Below are 18,762 nucleotides of genomic sequence, written 5' to 3' on the forward strand. Positions count from 1 at the left end.
GGGAGCGCTTCGCGGTGAGCTTCTGCTCCGCACCCGCCCCACCCACCGGGCCACTCCCGCGAAGGCGGGAACTTCCGTTTGCGGAGTTCGCGGCAAGCGCCGAAAACGGAGATCCCCGCATTCGCGGGGATGACTCCGTGGGCAATAGCAAATCCTGGCCCGGGCTCGCTGGCCTTACGCTTCCAGCAACGATTTCAGTGCCATGAAGTCGGGGCGGATCCATTCGAGCGCCGATTCCAGCTGCTCGTCGTCCATCTCAGGTCGGCGGTAGAACACGAAGGTTACCAGCGTCCGGTTGCCGTCGGCGCTGACCCGCATCGGCATCATCAGCGGCTCATCGCCCGCCTTGTACACCGCATGATCGAGGATGCCCTCGCCATTGGGCGGGCTGAACTTGACGATGCGCGGCCCGAACTCGGTATCGCCGGCCCACTCGTGCAGCCCGATCTGCCGGAAGGTGGCGGCATTGACCGCCGCCCAGCGCGGATAGTTCCACGGCGAGGCGAGGAATCGGTAGACCTCGCTCATCGGCCTCTCGATGTAGGTTTCGATCGAATGGGGCTCGAGCATGGCCTCTACCGTGTGCTGCCTGCGAGGCGGGACGCACCATAACCCTGGCCATGTGAACGACGCGTTGACACCCGACAAGCACAGGCCGCCCGCGCCGGAGCGGCGGGCGGCCGTGACATGCGAGAGCAGGGATCAGGCCGCGCGACCGGCCACCGTTGCCACATAGTGCGGATTGTACATGATCCCCAGCACGTTGCCGAACGGGTCGACCACCGAGGCGGTGACGAAGCCGGTTTCGCCACGCTTGGTGATAGGGTCGTATTCCCGCGCCCCCATCGCCTTCAATCGTGCGAAGGCCGCCTCGATATCGTCGACATGCCACAGCAGGATCGCTCCGCCCGGGCCGGGCCGCATCCCCTCGGGCGCATAGCGGCGATCGATGATGCCGAACTCGTCTTCGCTGTCGCCGATGCGGAACTCGATATAGGAAGGCTCTTCGCGGCTGGGCATCTGGAAATAGGCCTCGACCCCGAACAGCGCTGTGTACCAGTCGCGCGCCTCGATCATGTCGTCGGCGAAGAAGTTGACGGTGGCCATGCCACGCAGGAAGTGCTTGTTGCTCATCTGGAATTTCCTTTCATCGCTAAGCTGATGCCAAGACAATGACCGATGCGCCGAGGCCCGTATTTCAGAAACCCGCAACGCCCGGCGAGCCGAGCGAGGCGGGTGTATTGGGCGTGACCTATGAGCCGCGCGGCCGGCTCGATCCGGCCGGCTTCGCGCGCCACATCAAGTTCCGTACAGTGCCCTCGCCGGTCGATCTCGCCCGTTTCATCGAGCACTTCTGGGTCATCCGTTGGGACAGCGCATTGGGTCCCTACGACTCCCACGAGGTGATGCACCGGCCCTATGTCGATATCTTCCTCTCGGCTCATGAGTCCGGCATCCAGGGGACCTTCCGCGGCAAGCGGACCTACTCGGCGGCCGGCAGCGGCCGGATCGTCGGCGTGCGCTTTCGTCCCGGCGCCTTCCACGCTTTCTGGGCCGGCGAAATGGCCGACCTGCAGGACAAGGTCGTGCCGCTGACATCGGTCTTTCCCTGGGCCGACGCCAAGGGGCTCGCTGCCATTCTCGGGCACGACGACGACGGGGTGATTGCCACCCTGCTCGAGCACCTGCGTGGAGCCTCACCGGTGGCCGACGGCACGCTCGAAGAAATCAACGCCATCATCGCCGCCGTCGAAACCGAAGCGGCACTGACCACCGTCAGCGCGGTCGGCGAGGCGTTCGGTCGCAGCGAGCGCTGGCTGCAGCTGGCGTTTCGCGATTATCTTGGCATCGGGCTCAAATGGCTGTTGCAGCGCAAGCGCCTGCTCGCTGCCGCCGCCGAAATCCGCTTGAGCGAAGAGCCTGACTGGGCCGGAATCGCCTACGATCTCGGCTACAGCAGTCAGCAGCACTTCATCACCGATTTCCGCACCGTGTTGGGCGCAACGCCGGTGCAGTACCACAAGGGCCTCACCCGCTAGCCGCTGTCACGTCGCTTCGCGGCACACGGGCGGACGTCGGCCCGGATGAAGGCGTAGCCGCCCCGCCTTGGGCCGTTTGCACCGTGTCGCCACCCCACCTTGCCTTCGCCCGGCTGTCAGCGCACAACATCGCCATGACCCTGCTTCCGCAAGAAATCATCATCCGCAAGCGCGATGGTCTCGCCCTCGCCGCCGACGAGATCGGCAGTTTCATCGCCGGCTTGACCGATGGCTCCGTCAGTCACGCGCAGGCCGCCGCCTTCGCCATGGCGATCTACTTTCGCGATATGTCGACCCCCGAGCGCGTTGCCCTCACCGAGGCGATGCGGGACTCGGGCACCGTTCTCGATTGGTCCGATCTCGATGGCCCGGTGGCCGACAAGCACTCGACCGGCGGGGTAGGGGACAACACCTCGCTGATGCTGGCGCCGATCCTTGCCGCCTGCGGCGTCTACGTGCCGATGATCTCCGGCCGCGGCCTCGGCCATACCGGCGGCACGCTCGACAAGTTCGACGCCATCCCCGGCTACAGCACCAGCCCGGATAACACGCTGTTTCGCAAGGTAGTGCGCGAGGCCGGCTGCGCCATCATCGGCCAGACCGCCGATCTCGCTCCGGCCGACAAGGTGCTCTACGCCATCCGCGATGTCACCGGCACGGTCGAATCGATCCCGCTGATCACCGCCTCGATCCTCAGTAAGAAACTCGCCGCAGGTCTCGGCGCGCTGATCCTCGACGTGAAGACCGGCTCCGGCGCCTTCATGCCGACGCTGGAGAAGTCCCGGGCCTTGGCCGAGAGCCTAGTCTCGGTCGCCAACGGCGCCGGGCTTCGCACGGCCGCGCTGATCACCGACATGAACGAGCCGCTGGCCTCGGCCGCCGGCAACGCTCTCGAGGTTCGCAACGCCGTCGATTTCCTTACCGGTCGCCATCAGGACGCGCGCCTCCGCGAAGTCACGCTCGATCTCTGCGCCGCCGCCCTGCAACTCACCGGCTATGCCGGCGACGCTGCGGCTGCGGTCGAGGCCGCGCTCACCAGCGGCAAGGCGACCGAGCACTTTTCGAGGATGGTCGCCCTGCTTGGCGGTCCCGCCGATTTCGTCGATCGGATGGACGTTCATCTATCCCCCGCGCCCATCGTTCGCGACATCCTGGCCCCTGTTGCCGGTACCGTCACCGCCATCGACACGCGTGGTGTCGGCATGGGTGTCGTCGCCCTCGGCGGCGGCCGTCGCCTCCCCACCGACAGCATCGATTTTGCTGTCGGCTTCGACCAGATCCTCGGCCTTGGAGCAAAAACCGACGCGCGGACGGTGCTGTGCCGCATCCATGCGCGCACTGAAGAGATGGCAGCCGATGGGACGCAGCGGTTGCTGGCCGCCTACACCATCACCGACGGACCGGCGCCAGATCATCCGCTGATCGCCGATTACGTCCCGCCCACGGAGGCCTGAACGATGCCCCGCGCCATCCTCTGCATCCTCGATAGCTTCGGTATCGGCGGCGCCCCTGATGCTGCCGACTACGGCGACACCGGCGCCGACACGCTCGGCCACATCGCCGCCAACTACCGGATCTCGTTGCCGAACCTGGACGCGCTCGGGCTGGGCGCCGCCGCCAAGCTCTCCACCGGCCAGCTTCCGCGCGGCCTCACCGACCAGCCGCGCGGCGGCCGCTGGGGCGTTGGACGAGAGGTTTCGAAAGGCAAGGACACTCCCTCCGGACATTGGGAGATTGCCGGCGTGCCGGTGCCGTTCGACTGGGGCTATTTCCCGCTGGAGGAGCCGACATTCCCGCCCGAACTCATCACCCATCTGATCGAGAAATCCGGCATTCCCGGTATTCTCGGCAACAAGCACGCGTCGGGCACCGCGATCATCGCCGAACTGGGCGAGGAGTCGATCCGGACCGGCAAACCGATCTGCTACACCTCGATCGACAGCGTCTTCCAGATCGCCGCGCACGAAACCCATTTCGGGCTCGAACGGCTTTACAGGCTCTGCGAAACCGCGTTCGAGCTCACCGCGCCCCTCAATATCGGTCGGGTCATCGCCCGGCCGTTCGTCGGCGAGACTGCCGATACGTTCAAGCGTACCGGCAACCGCCGCGACTTCGCCATCGCCCCGCCCGAGCCAACTCTGCTCGATCGCGCCAAGGATGCCGGCCGGCAGGTCTACGCCATCGGCAAGATCTCCGACATCTACGCGGGTCACGGCGTGACCCACAAGATCAAGGCCACCGGCAACATGGCGCTGTTCGATCGCACCCTCGAAGCGATGCAGATGGCCGCCGACGGCGCCTTCATCATGGTCAACTTCGTCGATTTCGATCAGGATTTCGGCCATCGCCGCGATATCCAGGGTTACGCTCAGGCGCTCGAAGCCTTCGATGCGCGCCTGCCGGAGTTGATCGCGGCGCTGCGGCACGACGATCTGGTCGTCCTCACCGCCGATCATGGCAATGACCCGACCTGGCGCGGCTCCGATCACACCCGCGAACAGACCCCGATCATGGCCTTTTCCCCAGCCCTCACGCCCGGAACCATTGGCATCCGGCCGAGCTTTGCGGATATAGGAGAGAGTATCGCCCGCTGGCTCGGCCTCGCGCCCGGCCCCCACGGCAAATCCTTCCTCTAGCCCTCGAGGTCTCCATGCGCGGCGTAACGGTGATCGACCACCCGATGGTTCAGCACAAGCTCACCATCATGCGCGACAAGGACACCTCGATCGCAGGGTTCCGGCGCCTGTTGCGCGAGATTGCGCACCTGATGTGTTACGAGGTGACACGCGATCTCGAGCTCGAGATGATCGAGATCGAGACGCCGATGACCAAAATGGATGCCCCCACCATCAAGGGCAAGAAACTGGTTTTCGCTTCGATCCTGCGCGCTGGTAACGGCCTGCTCGATGGCATGCTCGATCTCGTCCCCGCCGCCCGCGTCGCCCATATCGGCATCTATCGCGACCACGAGACGCTGCAGCCGGTCGAATACTACTTCAAGGCTCCGTCCGAGCTCGACAACCGGCTGATCATCGTCGTCGATCCGATGCTGGCCACCGCCAATTCCTCGATCGCCGCCATCGACAAACTGAAGGAACGCGGCGCCAACAACATCCGCTTCCTCTGCCTGCTCGCCGCGCCCGAGGGCATCGAGAAGTTCTCGACCGCCCACCCCGACGTGCCGATCTTCACCGCCGCCATCGACAGCCATCTCAACGAGAAGGGCTACATCATCCCGGGTCTGGGCGATGCCGGCGACCGCATGTACGGAACGAAGTGAGGGAAGTCGGCAGTCGGCAGTCGTGAGTAGGCAGTAGAAAGGGTTACGCAGCAGCTCGGCTGTTCTACTTGTTCACTGCCGACTTCAGCTCTTCTTCAGCGGCAACCCCAGCCCGATCAACTCCTTGCGGAGGGATTTGGGGTCGGTGAAGTGGATGGCGTGCATGCCGAACTTGCGGGCCGAGATCACGTTCGGCTCGCTGTCGTCGATGAACACGCAGGTCTCCGGCGCGAGGCCATAGCGCTCGCAGAACACCCGATAGAGCCGCGGATCGGGCTTCACCAGCCCTTCAAGGCCGGACACCACTACGCCGTCGAACTTCTCGAGGAACGGCCATTCCGGCAGGCAGCTCACCCACTTTTCCCAAGAGAAGTTGGTGATGGCGAAGGTCGGGATGTCCTGGGCGATCAGCTCGTCATGGATATTGGCCGTGCCGGTGATGAAGTCTCCGACGGTTTCCTTCCACCGAAGGTCGAACGCCTGGATCTCGCGCCAGTAGCGTGGGTAGCGGGCAGTCAGCTTGGCCACCCCTTCGGCGAAGATGTCGCCCGCATCGAACTCGAGGTTCCAGTCCTTGGTGCAGATGTTGTCCCAGAACCACTGCGCCTCTTCCTCGCTGTCGAACAGCTTGCGGAACAGATACATCGGGTTCCAGTCGACGAACACGCCGCCGAGGTCGAAGACGGGGATCAGGGTATCTTGCATCGGCTGGCCTCGCAGAGCGCTCTCACGAAAGGGCCGCCTCGAAGCTGCGGCAGGATCGATGATCTCTGGCCCTCTGACGCTTCATTGAGGCGGTGAAGCGCTCAGGCGAGCGCCGGTCCGGGCTATGGCATGCCGGGCGTGCCGCGGCAAGCGGCTGCCGGTCAGTCGAGCTCGATCTCGCCCTGGTAGCGCGGCAGAAAATACTGCGTGTGCTTCAGGGTGATGGTGCTCGGGAAGATCAGGTTGAACAGCGGCTGATGCGGATAGGTGATCTCCGAAGCGACCAGCCAGCCGTCCGCCCCACGCGCCAGGAGGTTGATTTTGGCGTCCGCGTCCAGCGGATACTCGCTATCGGCGTCGCGCTCCTCCGCGTCCTCCCCGTGCGCCGCGCTCCACTCGACCGTGGCGACGCCATCGGTGTCGATGCTGAGGAGCGAGACGACCTGCACCAATCCGCTGGTGGTGTAGGGGCGCATGATGGTTTCGGCCGCTTCGAAATACTTGTCGAGCGTCGCCGTCGTGATCGCGCCCTTCTCGCGCGACACAAGATCCGCCATGGTGCTGGCGACCGTCGCTACCTTGTGATCGGTCGAGTAGAGCGTCGCCGCTTCGATGGTGCCCAGATAGAGCGTCAGCAGCAGCGGCAAAACCAGGGCGAATTCCACCGCTGCCACGGCGCCGGTGTCGTCGCGGAACTGGCGCAGGCGGGCAATCATGTGCAGCTCGCGCAGACGAATGGCTCATTGCGGAACACCCGCGAGGCGCCAAGCAGACGCGTCCCGTCGGGCAGCGTCTGAAAATTGAACCCCGGCAGGTTCACCACGACCGGCCACTTGTAGTAGGCCTGCACCAGCACCACGTCGCCACCTTTGCCTGGCTTGTAGTCGTCAGCCAGCGTCCAATCGCACTCTTCCTCGGTGCAGTCCTCGCCGGTTTTGAGCGGGTATCCGAACGAGGCCGCGCCGAAGTCGCTGATCACGGTAACGCTGACCCTGAGCTTGCCGTCGGCGGCGTCGCAGTCGAACAGGTTGTAGAGCCCATCGCAGATCGCCTCACGATAGGTTTCGGCCGTAAGGGCGGGGAGACCCGTCTGCGCTTGCCCGGTGCGGATCAACCGCGACGAGTCGTTTACGGCGCTATCGAGGATTTGGCCGGCGAGAAACACCAGGGCCGTCTCGAGCAGAGCAAGGACAATGGTGAAGAACGGCAGCGCCAGGATGCCAAACTCGACGGCCGTCACGCCGCGCTCGTCGCCGCCAAAGGCCCGTACCCGGCGGAGCGCCGGCGACAGCAGCCATTTCAGTCCTGAACAAAGTGGAGACAAAGAGAGACGCCCGCGTTTACGTTCGCGAGCGGAAATCTAGCAATTCCTACCTAGTGATTGGTTAGTGGCAGGGCTGCATTTGCGTGCGATGCAGCGGCTTGGTTAACCGGCAGTTAGTTGGCCGCCCTCGTCACCGCGTCCCGCGCCTCGATGGTGTCAACGGTGTAGGGCTTGTCGTCGCCCAGCATGATGATCGGCTGGCAGGTCGGCTCACACGCCAGGCTGGTTCGCCTCTCGCCCAGATACACGGTCACGAGGCCGGCCTGCTCCTGCACCACTTCGACAAGCGTGTCGGCGATCGGGTTGCCCTGCGCATCGAGCACGATCAGGTTGGTCTTGCCATAGCTCTTGCCGGTCAGCACCAGCGTCTGCGGATCCTGGATGGCGGCGTCCGCAATGCCGGGGTTGCCGATGATCACCGTCGAGGCGGGCGCGTTGATCCTGAGGATGCGCGCCATGTTCACCTTTACCGTAACCGGGGCGCTTTCCGCCAACGCAGCCGCTGGGGTTGCAAGCACAGTGGCGATGGCAAGGGCGGCGAGAATGGGGCGAAACGGCATGACTGGCCCTGGCGAGGTACGTTATGGCAAACGGAGTGTTGCGCGGAATGGTGAAAAATTCGCAAATGACCAGGGCCCGCTGAGACCGATCGGCTGGAGCGGGTGCGAGACACGCCGCCCGCGTATTACTTTAGCTAGGGTTCGAACAATTGCGCGGGTTGCTTTAACGATCTGCTCAGCATGCCGGAAAGCCTTGCAAACCGGGGCGCTCAGGCCCCGACAATTAACGCAATTTCAATTCGGGCCGCCTAGCGTGAGCCCATGTTCGATGTGTGACGTATCGAACGGTGCTGACGCATCACCTGATGCAGTCACAGAATGACGTGTGCAAGGAGCCAATAAATGAACACTGTCACTCGTTTCGTGAATGACGAGTCCGGCGCTACCGCGATCGAGTACGGCCTGATTGCCGCGCTCATCGCCGTTGCCATCATCGTCGCCGCTGGCCTGCTTGGAACCAGCCTGTCCAACATGTTCAGTGGTATCTCGGGCAAGCTCGATACCGCCGCCACCGCCGGTGGTGTCGGTGCTCCGGCCACCCCGTAATACTGCTCGCTGGGTTTGGGCGAAAGAAGGGGATCCCGTCGGGGTCCCCTTTGCATTTGGGCTTTCTTAACCACGCTACCCCGAAACTGTGCTGCGCGCCGAACATCCGGCCTGCGGTAACCCTCGACAGTCGATGCCCTCATTCATTACCCTCCCTGCAATGCTGGTGTTTCCGCTGCTGATGGCCTTTGCGGCCTCCTCGGATCTCTTGACCATGCGGATCTCCAACAAGCTGGTGCTGCTGGTGATCGGCTCATTCTTCGCCATTGCCCTGCTCGCCGGCTTCTCCCTCGAACTGTTGGGCACGCATGTTGCCGCGGCCGCGCTGGTGCTGGCCGTGTCGTTCAGCTTCTTCGCCCTGCGCTGGATCGGCGGCGGCGACGCCAAGCTGATCGCCGCGACGGCGCTGTGGTTCGGCTTTGAGGACATGCTGATGTACTTGGTCTTCGCTTCGCTGCTGGGTGGCGCGCTGACCCTTTCGCTGCTGGCCGTGCGTCGCTGGCCGCTGCCGCTGCAGCTCAAGCAGGTGGTGTGGATCGATCGGCTGCACGACAGCAAAACCGGCGTTCCCTATGGTATTGCGCTCGCCGCCGCCGGCCTGCTCGTCTATCCCACCACCCTGATCTTCCAGCGCCTCGTGAGCTGAAGACTTCGAAACTATTCGTTAACCGTCTTCGGCAAGCAACGATTAACCAAACTTTGACCCTTTGCCGCGATAGTCGGACTCAAGAGTAGCCGGGCTCGTCGGGCCCTGTTGTGGAGTTTGGGGGCGATGGGAGTCTCGCGTATCATCCTGCTGGTCGTTGCGCTTGTGGCAGGCGGGCTGGCAGCCTTCCTCGCCACGCGTGGCAGCGCGCCGCAGCAGGTCGTGGTTGAAGGGCCGACCCAGGTCATCGAGGAAAAGAAGGCCAAGGTATTGGTGGCCAAGACGCCGATCGGCGTCGGCCAGCGGATCACCGCTGATACCATCGAGTGGCAGGCCTGGCCCGAGTTTGCCGTTCGGCCTGAATATATCAGCGAGGCCGTGCTGCCCGATGCGCCGACCAAGATGCTCGACGCCGTCGCGCGTTTCGAGTTCTTCCCGGGCGAGCCGATCATCGACAAGAAGCTGGTGCATTCCGATCAGGGCTATCTCTCGGCCGTTCTGACCAAGGGCATGCGCGGCGTCTCCGTGCCGGTGAGCGCCGACGCCGCGGCCGGTGGCTTCGTGCTCCCCAACGACCGCGTCGACATCGTGCTCAGCCGCGGCGGCATCAGCCAGACCATCCTCTCCAACGTCAAGGTGCTGGCCATCGGCACCCGTCTCGGCGAAGCCGGCACCACCGGTGAGAAAGCAAATCCCGAAGACCCCAAGGCCGACGTCTTTCAGGGCGGTACCATCGCGACGCTTGAGCTGACCCCCGCCCAGGGTGAGGTGATCATCAACGCCTCCAAGATCGGCGTCCTCTCGGTGGCGCTCCGTTCGATCGCCGACTTCAAGCCCTCCCCCGGCGATGATCTGCAAGGCAGCCGCGCCGTCCGGATGATCCGCTACGGCGTCGGCAGCGACGTGATGCCCGGCTCCAACCCGAATGTTGCCCAGGCGTCCTTCGACGACACCAGTTCAGAAGAGCAGGTGCAATGATGCGTGAGGATTACGTGATGTCTCCGGCTCTCCCCACCCATTCCCCGCGCCGTCTCGTGGCTAGCACGTTGCGCCTGATGGCTGCGGCGGCCGTGCTCGGCGCCGCGCTCGGCCTCGCCCCGCTCGGTTTCGGGCAGGCACAGGGCGCCGACTCCAATCACCTGCGCATCGGCTCCAGCGCTTTCGGCTCCACTCAGCCGGTCAGCATCGGCATCAACAAGTCGATGATCATCGACCTGCCGGTCGACGCGCAGGAGGTCATCGTGTCGCAGCCCGGCGTTGCCAACGCCATTCTTCGCAACAAGCGCCGCGCCGTCATCCAGGCGGTGAGTTCGGGCGATACCAATATCTTCTTTCTCGACGGGGCGGGTCGCACCATCGTGGTGGTCGACGTCAGCACCACCGGTGCCATGAACACCGGCGGCTCCAACGTTGCCGCGGTCCTGCGTGAAACCTACAGCAAGATCATGCCGAACTCGGACATCCAGGTCGAGGCGGTCACGCTGACCAACCCGGACGGCGCCGTTGTCAACCGCGTCGTGCTGTCGGGCAATGCCGGCAGTACCGACGATGCCGACAAGGCGCTGGCGATCGCCGGGCAGTTCGCCGGGGGCGCCGACAACGTCACCAGCGTGATCGCGGTATCCGGCCCGCAACAGGTGATGCTGAAGGTCACCGTCGCCGAGGTGAACCGCAGCCTTGCCAAGCAGTTCGGCATCGACCTGAACGGCAGTTATTCCAATGGCGGGCTCACCACCCAGCTCATCAGTTCGCAGCCAATCGGCGGCGCCTCCAACCTGTTCAGCAACAACGGTCTGAAGCTGGGTGTCGATATCGCCGGTCTCAGTATCGACGCCCAGATCCGCGCCATGGAACAGCGCGGCGCCGCCCGCACCCTGGCCGAGCCGATCCTGACCGCCATGTCGGGGCAGAGCGCCGACTTCTTCGCCGGTGGCGAGTTTCCGGTGCCCTCCAGCGTCAAGGATGGCGAGGTGGGCGTTGAGTACAAGGAGTTTGGCGTCAAACTCGCCTTCACCCCGACCATCAAGTCCAATGGCAATGTCGGCCTCGTCGTCGATACCACCAGCAGCGAACTCAGCACCGAAGGCAGCATCACCGTTGGCGGCTCGACCCTGCTCGGCGTCAAGCGGCGCACCGCCAAGACCTCGGTCGAGATCGGCACCGGCCAGACCCTCGCCATTGGCGGGCTGATCGAGGAAAAGACCCGCACGCAGATCCATCGCCTGCCGGGGCTTGGCGACATCCCGATCCTGGGCGCGCTGTTCCGTTCGCGCGACTTCATCCGCTCGCAAAGCGAACTGGTGATCCTCGTCACCCCCTATCTCGCCCAGCCGACCAGCAAGAAACCCGAATTGCCAACAGATCGTATGCAGTTTGCTAACGACGCCGAGGCAATCTTCCTGGGCCACATCGAGACGATGTACGGCGTGGGCCCGGCGGGCACGCGTGGCAGCTATGACGGGGCCGTCGGCTTCTTGCTGGATTGATGGAGTTTAGTAGTCATGAGTTTCCTCTCCCGCGACAACGCCAAAGCAGTCGACGAGCCCGCACTCGAGATCGCAGCCGGGGCCCGGCTGATCCCGCGCATCACCATCCAGGCCTTCTGCGAGCACTCCCAGACGGCGCAACTGGTCGAATCCGCCGTGCACGACCGGCGTATGTCGAAGGTGGCGCTGACCACGCATGCCGGCGGTCTCGACGGCGCCATAGAGACCTATCGTTCCAACCCGACGCCGAACCTCATCATCGTCGAGACGTCGCTGCAACCGGAGGAGATTCCGGCAGCCCTCGAACGTCTCGCCGAGGTTTGTGACGCCACCACGCGCCTGATCGTCCTGGGCCACGTCAACGACGTGCTGCTCTATCGCGAGCTCATTCGCTCCGGCGTTTCCGAATACATCGTGCTGCCGGCCTCGGCCCAGTCGATCGTCTCGGCGATCAGCGAGCTGTTTGCCGCCGAGGGCGCGGCGCCGATCGGGCGGACCATCGGCTTCATTTCCGCCAAGGGCGGCTCCGGTGGTTCAACCGTCGCGCACAACGTGGCATGGGCCGTCAGCCAGGCATTGCGCCAGGATACACTGATCCTCGACCTCGATTTCGCCTTCGGCACGGCCGGGCTGAACTTCAACCAGGATCCGCCCCACGGGATCGCCGACGCCGTCGGGCCGAATGCCAAGGTGGACCAGACCATGCTGGACCGCCTGGCCAGCAAGGCCGCCAATCACGTCAACCTGCTGACCGCGCCCGTGGTGCTTGATCGCACCTTTGATTTCGAGGAGCGGGAGTTCGAGCAGATCGTCGAGCTGAGCCAGAAGTCGACGCCGATCGTCATCTTGGACATCCCGCACATCTGGAGCGCCTGGGTCCGCCACACCATCGCGACCATCGACGAAGTGATCATCGTCGCCGAGCCTGACCTCGCCAACCTGAGGAACGCCAAGAACCTGTCCGATACCATCAAGGCCCTGCGCCCCGCCGAGAGCGAACCCTTGCTGGTGATCAACAAGGTCGGCATGCCGCGTCGACCCGAGATCGCCGCCAACGAGTTCGCCAGCTCGGTCGAATGCCAGCTGCTGGGCCAGCTCGGTTTCGATGCCGCGACCTTCGGCACCGCTGCCAATAACGGCCAGATGATTGCCGAGGTGTCCGCGAACAACCGCGCCAACGAGGTGTTTCGGCAGATCGGCATGCATGTCACCGGCCGCAGCACTCCCGAAAGGAGTGTCGCCAAGAAGCCGAGTGGCCTCAAGCTCCCGTCCTTCATCAAGAAGCGCGCCTGAAAGGCCAGTCCTAGATGTTCGGCAAGCGTACCAGTTTCGGTGGCAATACTCCCGGCGCCACGCAGCCCGCACGCCCGGCGGTGGCTCCGCTTGTCCCGGCCGCGCCCCGTCAGGAAGTGGCGCGCGCGACTGATAACAGACGACCCGGCGACGACGGGGCGGTGCTCGATGTGCGCAGCCCCGAGGCGGTCGCGCGCGACAAGGAATACTTCCAGACCAAGTCGGCGATCTTCAATGCCCTGATCGACTCGATCGATCTGAGCCAGCTCGCCACCATGGACCAGGAAGCGGCGCGCGAGGAAATTCGCGACATCGTCGCCGAGATCATCGCGCTCAAGTCGATCATCATGTCGATCTCCGAGCAGGAAGACCTGCTCGAGGACATCTGCAACGACGTGCTCGGCTACGGTCCGCTGGAGCCGCTGCTGGCCCGTGACGACATCGCCGACATCATGGTGAACGGCAGCCAGAAATGCTACATTGAGGTCGGCGGCAAGGTGAAGCTCACCAATGTGCGTTTCCGCGACGACGCGCACCTGATGAATGTCTGCCAGCGCATCGTCAGCCAGGTCGGCCGCCGCGTCGATGAGAGCTCGCCGATCTGCGACGCTCGCCTGCCCGATGGCTCGCGCGTCAACGTCATCGCCCCGCCGCTGGCCATCGATGGCGCTGCGCTCACCATCCGCAAGTTCAAGAAAGACAAGCTGACCCTGCAGCAGCTGGTCAAATACGGTTCGATTTCGCCGGAAGGCGCCGAGGTGTTGCGCATCCTCGGCCGCGTCCGCGCCAACATCCTGATCTCCGGCGGTACCGGTTCGGGCAAGACGACGCTGCTCAATTGCCTGACCGGTTTTATCGACAAGGACGAGCGCGTCATCACCTGCGAGGACTCGGCCGAGCTGCAGCTGCAGCAGCCACACGTGGTGCGTCTCGAGACTCGCCCGCCCAACCTCGAGGGCGAGGGCGAGATCACCATGCGCGACCTGGTCAAGAACTGCCTGCGTATGCGCCCCGAACGCATCATTGTGGGCGAAGTGCGCGGACCCGAGGCATTCGATCTGTTGCAGGCGATGAACACCGGTCACGACGGCTCGATGGGCACGCTCCACTCCAACAGTCCGCGCGAGGCGCTGTCGCGTCTCGAATCGATGATCACCATGGGCGGCTACTCTCTGCCCAGCCGCACCATTCGCGAAATGATCGTCTCCTCGATCGACGTGGTGGTGCAGGCGGCGCGCTTGCGCGATGGCTCGCGTCGCATCACCCACATCTCCGAAGTGCTCGGCATGGAAGGCGACGTCATCGTCACCCAGGACGTGTTCCTCTACGACATCCTCGGCGAGGATTCGAACGGCAACCTCGTCGGGCGCCACCGCTCGACCGGCATCACCAAGCCGAACTTCACCGAGCGCGCCCGCTACTTCAACGAAGAAGCCAATCTCGTCGAGGCGTTGGAGAAGTCCAACATCGAACAGCGCGAGATCCTCGGTGCATAAGGCCCAACGATGACCCCGCTGATCCTTGCCCTGCTTGCTGTCGTCGCGGTAGGCGCCGCCGGCTTCGCGTTGGTCCCCGCCCTGATGGGCGGCGATCGCGCCAACAAGCGCATGAAGGCCTTACAGGGCGATATCCAGGCCAACCGGCGCAATGCCGACGCCACGCGCACGCGCGACACCCGCCGCAAGGAGATTCAGCAGACCCTGCGCGCCCAGACCGTGGCGTTGGAGCGCAAGCGGAAGCACATTCCACTGCAGGACCGGCTGTATCAGGCCGGCATGAAGCTCAAGACGGCCGCCTTCATCCGCAACTCGGTGATCTTTGGTGTGCTCGTCTTCGTCGTCTGCTTCGTGCTGCAGCTCGAGCTGATCTACTGCCTGGTCTTCTCCATCGCCGGCGGCTACCTGCTGCCCCGCATGTACGTGAACCGTCGGCGCAAGAAGTACCAGAACGCCTTTCTCGATGAACTGCCCAACGCCGTTGAGGCCATCGTGCGCGGTGTGAAGTCCGGTCTGCCGCTCAATGACTCGATGCGGTTGGTCGCCAAGGAAGCCAAAGAGCCGATCAAGTCGGACTTCCAGCGCGTCCTCGACCAGCAATCGATCGGCAAGACCATCCAGGAGGCGGTGGTGACGCTCTACGACCGCGTGCCGCTGCCCGAGGTCAATTTCTTCATCGTGGTGATCACGGTACAGGCTCAGGCCGGCGGCAACCTCTCCGAAGCGCTGGGCAATCTGTCGCGTGTGCTGCGCAACCGCAAGAAGATGAAGGCCAAGGTCAAGGCGATGTCGTCGGAAGCCAAAGCCTCGGCCGGTATTATCGGCGCGTTGCCGGTCATCGTCTCCGTTCTCGTGTCGCTGACTTCGCCGGCCTACCTGCTGCCGTTGATCCAGACGCCGGTCGGCAACCTCATGCTGGGTATCGCTGCCGTCATGATGTTCCTTGGCGGCTTCATCATGAACCGCATGATCCAGTTCGACATCTAGGGGCCGGCGATGGAAAACCTGGTCGCAACGCTGACCAATACCCAGTTCCTCATTGCCGTGCTGGCGGCAGTGGCCGCCGCCGCGGTAGTGTTCTCGATCGGCGCGACCTTCTTTTCCGGTGGCTCGCAGATGCGCCAGCGGATCAAGCGCGTGGCGCTCGAGCGCGAAAAGATGCGGGCCGAGGAAATGGCTCGCCTGCGTGGCAGCGCCGGCGGCGCCGACCAGCCGCGAAGCATCCGGCAGGCCGCTGGGCGGGACTACATGAAGAACGTCGTCGAGCGTTTCTCGCTCGAAAAGGCCTTCATGGACGAAAACACTGCCGAAAAGCTGTCTCGTGCCGGCTATCGCGGGCAGGCGGCGATGACCACCTACCTGTTCCTGCGCTTCGCCACGCCGGTCGTGCTGTTCGTCCTCACCTTTACCTATTTCAGCTTCGCGATCTTTAGCGACAAACCGCTCTGGCTCAACGCGGTCTACGCTCTGGGCATCGGACTGCTCGGCGCCTACCTACCGAACCTGCTGCTCAAGAACCAGACCGTCAAGCGCCAGCAGTCGATCAAGCGCTCCTGGCCGGACGCCCTCGACCTGGTGCTGCTCTGTGTCGAAGCCGGCATGTCGGTAGAGCATGCGCTCAAGCGCGTCGCCAAGGAGATCGGTGCCCAGAGCATCGCGCTTTCGGAGGAGCTGACGCTCACCACCGCCGAGCTGGCCTTCCTGGAAGATCGCACCCGAGCCTATGAGAACCTCGGCCGCCGCACCGGTCTCGACAACGTCAAGTCGGTGATGCAGGCGTTGATCCAGGCCGAACGCCACGGCACCTCGGTCGGTTCGGCCCTTCGTGTGATGGCCGAAGAGGGGCGCGAGGCCCGCATGATGGAAGCCGAGAAGAAGGCCGCATCGTTGCCGCCCAAGCTGACCGTGCCGCTGATCGTGTTCTTCCTGCCGGTGCTGTTCATCGTCATTCTGTCTCCGGCCATGATCCGCGTCTTCTCGAACAGCTTCATCAACGGCGGCGGCTGAGGGAAGCGACCCGGCAAAAGGAACGAACAGAGCAAAAAACAAGGGCGCCGAGAGGCGCCCTGTTCCTGTTTGCGGCGCTGTTCGCTCAGCCGGAGTTCTTCACCGCGTCCCAGCGGTTCTGCTGCGTCAGCAGCGCGCGGATATAGCTCATGTTGGCTTCCACCTGATCGGCCGGCAATTCCGCCGCGAACAAGGCGCGGCTCTCGTCGAACCGTCCCTGCAACCCCACCACGAGAGCCAGATTCTGGCGGATCTGGCTGTTGGCGCCCCTTAGCTTCACGGCGATGCGCAGTTCGGCCTCGGCTTTGTCGAGCTCATTGGTCATCGAGTAGGAGAGGCCAAGATTGGCGTGCAGCGACGCCTGGCCCGGGGCGATCTTCAAGGCCTGGTTGTAGGCTGCCCGAGCTTCCGTGTTGCGGCCGCTCTGGTCGAGGATCGCGCCCTTCACCATCAGCGCATTCCAGTCGGGGGAGGTGGGGCTGATGGCCTGCTCGACGACGTTGAGCGCCTGCTCGAACCGTCCGGCCCCAGCCAGTGCCTTGGCATAGCCGACTAGGATTTCCGGATCGCCGCGAAACTTGGCAACCCCGTTTTCCAGCACAGCCACCGCCTGGTCGTTCTGACCGTTGGCCCTCAGCGCCGCGGCGTAATAGATGATTGCCGCCCGATCGCCCGGCGATTTCTTGTAAAGAGCGGCGAGCTGCGCCAGCGCCTGCTGTTTTCTGTCCATCGGCTGGCTGGCCTGATCGCCGCCAATGCTGCCGGTGGTCATAGGGTTGGACGCACAGGCAGACAGCGCAAGAGCGGCCACGCTCACGAGCAGCAGGGTGCGTACGGGCCTTAGTTTGGTCTGGATCAGGCGGAGCGACACGAAAACTTCCTCTGGGCAATGCAACTGGCAATTCCCGAGCCCACGCAGCAGCAATAATTGATTAACCCTAATGGGGGGTTAAGGTGCGCTGGCGAACGTTGCCAGCGCGGTGGCTGCGGCGTAATCAAAGCCTCCCGCCCTAGCAACGGATCCTGCCAGATGGCCAAGTCGAAGTCGCTGCCTCTCATTGCCGTTGAACAGGACGCGCTGCCCGCTACGCTGACCTCCAGCGAACTGCAATGGGCCAAGGCCAATGGCTTCACCGGTCAGCGTGGCCGGCTGCTGGCTCTGCCGGGGGAGAGCGGTGCCCTCGGCGGCTACCTGTTCGGTCTCGGCAAGGCTGATGATCGCCCGGCATTGCTGCTTGGTCAGGCCGCCGCGACGCTCGAGGCGGGCAAGTATCGACTGGCCGGCAGTTACGGCGACCCCACGCTCGCAGCGCTGGCCTTCCGCCTCGGCGCCTATCGTTTCGACCGCTACCGCAAGCCGCGCGATCCTGCCGTGCTGGAGGCAGTCGAAGGTGCTGACACAGCAGAGGTCGATCGTCTGACCGACGCTGCCTACCTGGCGCGCGACCTGATCAACACGCCCGCCAACGATCTCGGCCCCGAGGCTTTCGAGAAGGAAATCCGCGCCTTTTGCAAGCGCCACAAGCTCGACGCGAAGGTGATCGCCGGTGACGAGTTGCTGAAGCAGAACTTTCCGATGATCCACGCCGTCGGCCGGGCCGCTGCCGAGGCCCCTCGGCTGGTCGAGTTCACCTGGGGCAGGGCGAAGGACCCCAAGGTGACGCTGGTCGGCAAGGGTGTCACCTTCGATACCGGTGGGCTCGACATCAAGCCGTCGGCCGGCATGCTGCTGATGAAGAAGGATATGGGCGGCGCCGCGAACATCCTCGGCCTGGCACATGCCATCATTGATGCCGGGCTGCGGTTGCGCCTGCGCGTCCTCATCCCTATCGTCGAGAACGCCATCTCCGGTCCGGCCTTCCGCCCCGGCGATATCCTCAGGGCCCGCAACGGCTCGACGGTCGAGATCGGCAACACCGATGCCGAGGGCCGGCTGATCCTCGGCGATGCACTGGCATTGGCCGATGAGGAACGCCCGGAACTGATCGTCGACATGGCAACGCTCACCGGCGCCGCCCGTTCGGCGCTGGGGCCGGATCTGCCGCCGCTTTACGCGACCGACGACGCGCTCGCTCGCGACCTGATGGCCGCCGGCGCACTTTCCGACGATCCGCTCTGGCAGATGCCGCTCTGGGCGCCCTACGACTCGATGATCGCCTCCAAGGTCGCCGACGTGAACAATGCCGGCGCCAGCGCCTTCGCCGGTTCCATCACTGCCGCGCTGTTCCTCAAGCGGTTCGTCAAGCAGGCGAAGGCCTGGGTGCATCTCGATATCTATGGCTGGGCTCCGGAAGCCAAGCCCGGGCGGCCCTTCGGCGGCACCGACCAGGGCATCCGCGCCGTCTATGGCTACCTCAAGCAACGATATAGTTGACAGTAT

20 protein-coding genes are annotated in these 18,762 nt (G+C 64.2%); 13 read left to right on the top strand and 7 right to left on the bottom strand.

Going from position 1 to position 18,762, the window contains the following annotated elements:
* Positions 1-174 precede the first annotated feature (174 nt).
* Positions 175-528 (bottom strand): hypothetical protein, encoded by a 354-nt coding sequence (locus tag VGV07_RS00145; RefSeq protein WP_326866636.1) that lies wholly within the window; start codon positions 526-528, stop codon positions 175-177.
* A gap of 174 nt (positions 529-702) precedes the next feature.
* Complete coding sequence (locus VGV07_RS00150) at positions 703-1,134, bottom strand: VOC family protein (protein WP_326866637.1); 432 nt, start codon at positions 1,132-1,134, stop codon at positions 703-705.
* Between the two features lie 38 nt (positions 1,135-1,172).
* Between VGV07_RS00150 and VGV07_RS00155 the strand changes: the two genes are divergently transcribed.
* The 4 genes from VGV07_RS00155 to upp all read left to right on the top strand — a co-directional run bounded on the left by VGV07_RS00155 (position 1,173) and on the right by upp (position 5,319).
* Positions 1,173-2,039, top strand: coding sequence for a helix-turn-helix transcriptional regulator (locus tag VGV07_RS00155; protein ID WP_326866638.1), 867 nt, complete (start codon positions 1,173-1,175; stop codon positions 2,037-2,039).
* 140 nt (positions 2,040-2,179) lie between these two features.
* A complete protein-coding gene (deoA, locus tag VGV07_RS00160; protein WP_326866667.1) occupies positions 2,180-3,493 on the top strand; it encodes a thymidine phosphorylase in 1,314 nt (437 codons plus the stop codon).
* Positions 3,494-3,496: 3 nt separating this feature from the next.
* Entirely contained in the window at positions 3,497-4,675 is a 1,179-nt protein-coding gene (locus tag VGV07_RS00165; RefSeq protein ID WP_326866639.1) for a phosphopentomutase, read from the top strand.
* Positions 4,676-4,689: 14 nt separating this feature from the next.
* On the top strand, positions 4,690-5,319 hold the full coding sequence (gene upp / locus VGV07_RS00170; protein WP_326866640.1) for a uracil phosphoribosyltransferase: 630 nt from the start codon (positions 4,690-4,692) through the stop codon (positions 5,317-5,319).
* Positions 5,320-5,403: 84 nt separating this feature from the next.
* Here the strand turns inward: upp and VGV07_RS00175 are convergent, their stop codons facing one another.
* The 4 genes from VGV07_RS00175 to VGV07_RS00190 all read right to left on the bottom strand — a co-directional run bounded on the left by VGV07_RS00175 (position 5,404) and on the right by VGV07_RS00190 (position 7,908).
* Positions 5,404-6,024 carry an HAD family phosphatase gene (locus VGV07_RS00175; protein WP_326866641.1) on the bottom strand — a complete coding sequence of 207 codons (621 nt, stop codon included), beginning with the start codon at positions 6,022-6,024 and terminating at the stop codon, positions 5,404-5,406.
* 161 nt (positions 6,025-6,185) lie between these two features.
* A complete protein-coding gene (locus VGV07_RS00180; protein ID WP_326866642.1) occupies positions 6,186-6,740 on the bottom strand; it encodes a TadE/TadG family type IV pilus assembly protein in 555 nt (184 codons plus the stop codon).
* Positions 6,737-7,348, bottom strand: a complete 612-nt coding sequence (locus VGV07_RS00185) for a TadE/TadG family type IV pilus assembly protein (protein WP_326866643.1) — start codon at positions 7,346-7,348, stop codon at positions 6,737-6,739. Before VGV07_RS00185 ends, VGV07_RS00180 begins: the two co-directional genes overlap by 4 nt.
* Positions 7,349-7,461: 113 nt before the next feature.
* Positions 7,462-7,908: a pilus assembly protein N-terminal domain-containing protein gene (locus tag VGV07_RS00190; protein WP_326866644.1), complete on the bottom strand. Its 447-nt coding sequence runs from the start codon at positions 7,906-7,908 to the stop codon at positions 7,462-7,464.
* A gap of 342 nt (positions 7,909-8,250) precedes the next feature.
* Between VGV07_RS00190 and VGV07_RS00195 the strand changes: the two genes are divergently transcribed.
* The 8 genes from VGV07_RS00195 (at position 8,251) to VGV07_RS00230 (ending at position 16,382) form a co-directional block, all read left to right on the top strand.
* Complete coding sequence (locus VGV07_RS00195) at positions 8,251-8,454, top strand: Flp family type IVb pilin (RefSeq protein ID WP_326866645.1); 204 nt, start codon at positions 8,251-8,253, stop codon at positions 8,452-8,454.
* A 133-nt stretch (positions 8,455-8,587) separates the two neighbouring features.
* The gene (locus VGV07_RS00200) at positions 8,588-9,100 is read left to right on the top strand and encodes an A24 family peptidase (protein WP_326866646.1); all 513 of its coding nucleotides are present in this window, start codon (positions 8,588-8,590) and stop codon (positions 9,098-9,100) included.
* Positions 9,101-9,226: 126 nt separating this feature from the next.
* Positions 9,227-10,078: a Flp pilus assembly protein CpaB gene (gene cpaB, locus VGV07_RS00205; protein ID WP_326866647.1), complete on the top strand. Its 852-nt coding sequence runs from the start codon at positions 9,227-9,229 to the stop codon at positions 10,076-10,078.
* A gap of 17 nt (positions 10,079-10,095) precedes the next feature.
* Positions 10,096-11,586 (top strand): type II and III secretion system protein family protein, encoded by a 1,491-nt coding sequence (locus VGV07_RS00210; protein ID WP_326866648.1) that lies wholly within the window; start codon positions 10,096-10,098, stop codon positions 11,584-11,586.
* 15 nt (positions 11,587-11,601) lie between these two features.
* Positions 11,602-12,879 (top strand): AAA family ATPase, encoded by a 1,278-nt coding sequence (locus VGV07_RS00215; protein ID WP_326866650.1) that lies wholly within the window; start codon positions 11,602-11,604, stop codon positions 12,877-12,879.
* Between the two features lie 14 nt (positions 12,880-12,893).
* Positions 12,894-14,375, top strand: coding sequence for a CpaF family protein (locus VGV07_RS00220; RefSeq protein ID WP_326866651.1), 1,482 nt, complete (start codon positions 12,894-12,896; stop codon positions 14,373-14,375).
* A gap of 9 nt (positions 14,376-14,384) precedes the next feature.
* The gene (locus VGV07_RS00225; RefSeq protein ID WP_326866652.1) at positions 14,385-15,362 is read left to right on the top strand and encodes a type II secretion system F family protein; all 978 of its coding nucleotides are present in this window, start codon (positions 14,385-14,387) and stop codon (positions 15,360-15,362) included.
* A gap of 9 nt (positions 15,363-15,371) precedes the next feature.
* On the top strand, positions 15,372-16,382 hold the full coding sequence (locus tag VGV07_RS00230) for a type II secretion system F family protein (protein ID WP_326866653.1): 1,011 nt from the start codon (positions 15,372-15,374) through the stop codon (positions 16,380-16,382).
* An 85-nt stretch (positions 16,383-16,467) separates the two neighbouring features.
* On the opposite strand, the gene VGV07_RS00235 is transcribed toward VGV07_RS00230, so the two are convergent.
* Complete coding sequence (locus tag VGV07_RS00235) at positions 16,468-17,307, bottom strand: tetratricopeptide repeat protein (protein ID WP_326866654.1); 840 nt, start codon at positions 17,305-17,307, stop codon at positions 16,468-16,470.
* A gap of 105 nt (positions 17,308-17,412) precedes the next feature.
* Here VGV07_RS00235 and VGV07_RS00240 point away from each other — a divergent pair, with 105 nt between their 5' ends.
* A complete protein-coding gene (locus tag VGV07_RS00240; protein WP_326866655.1) occupies positions 17,413-18,756 on the top strand; it encodes a leucyl aminopeptidase family protein in 1,344 nt (447 codons plus the stop codon).
* Positions 18,757-18,762 lie beyond the last annotated feature (6 nt).

This window comes from Devosia sp. (genome assembly GCF_035944845.1).
GTDB lineage: Bacteria > Pseudomonadota > Alphaproteobacteria > Rhizobiales > Devosiaceae > Devosia_A.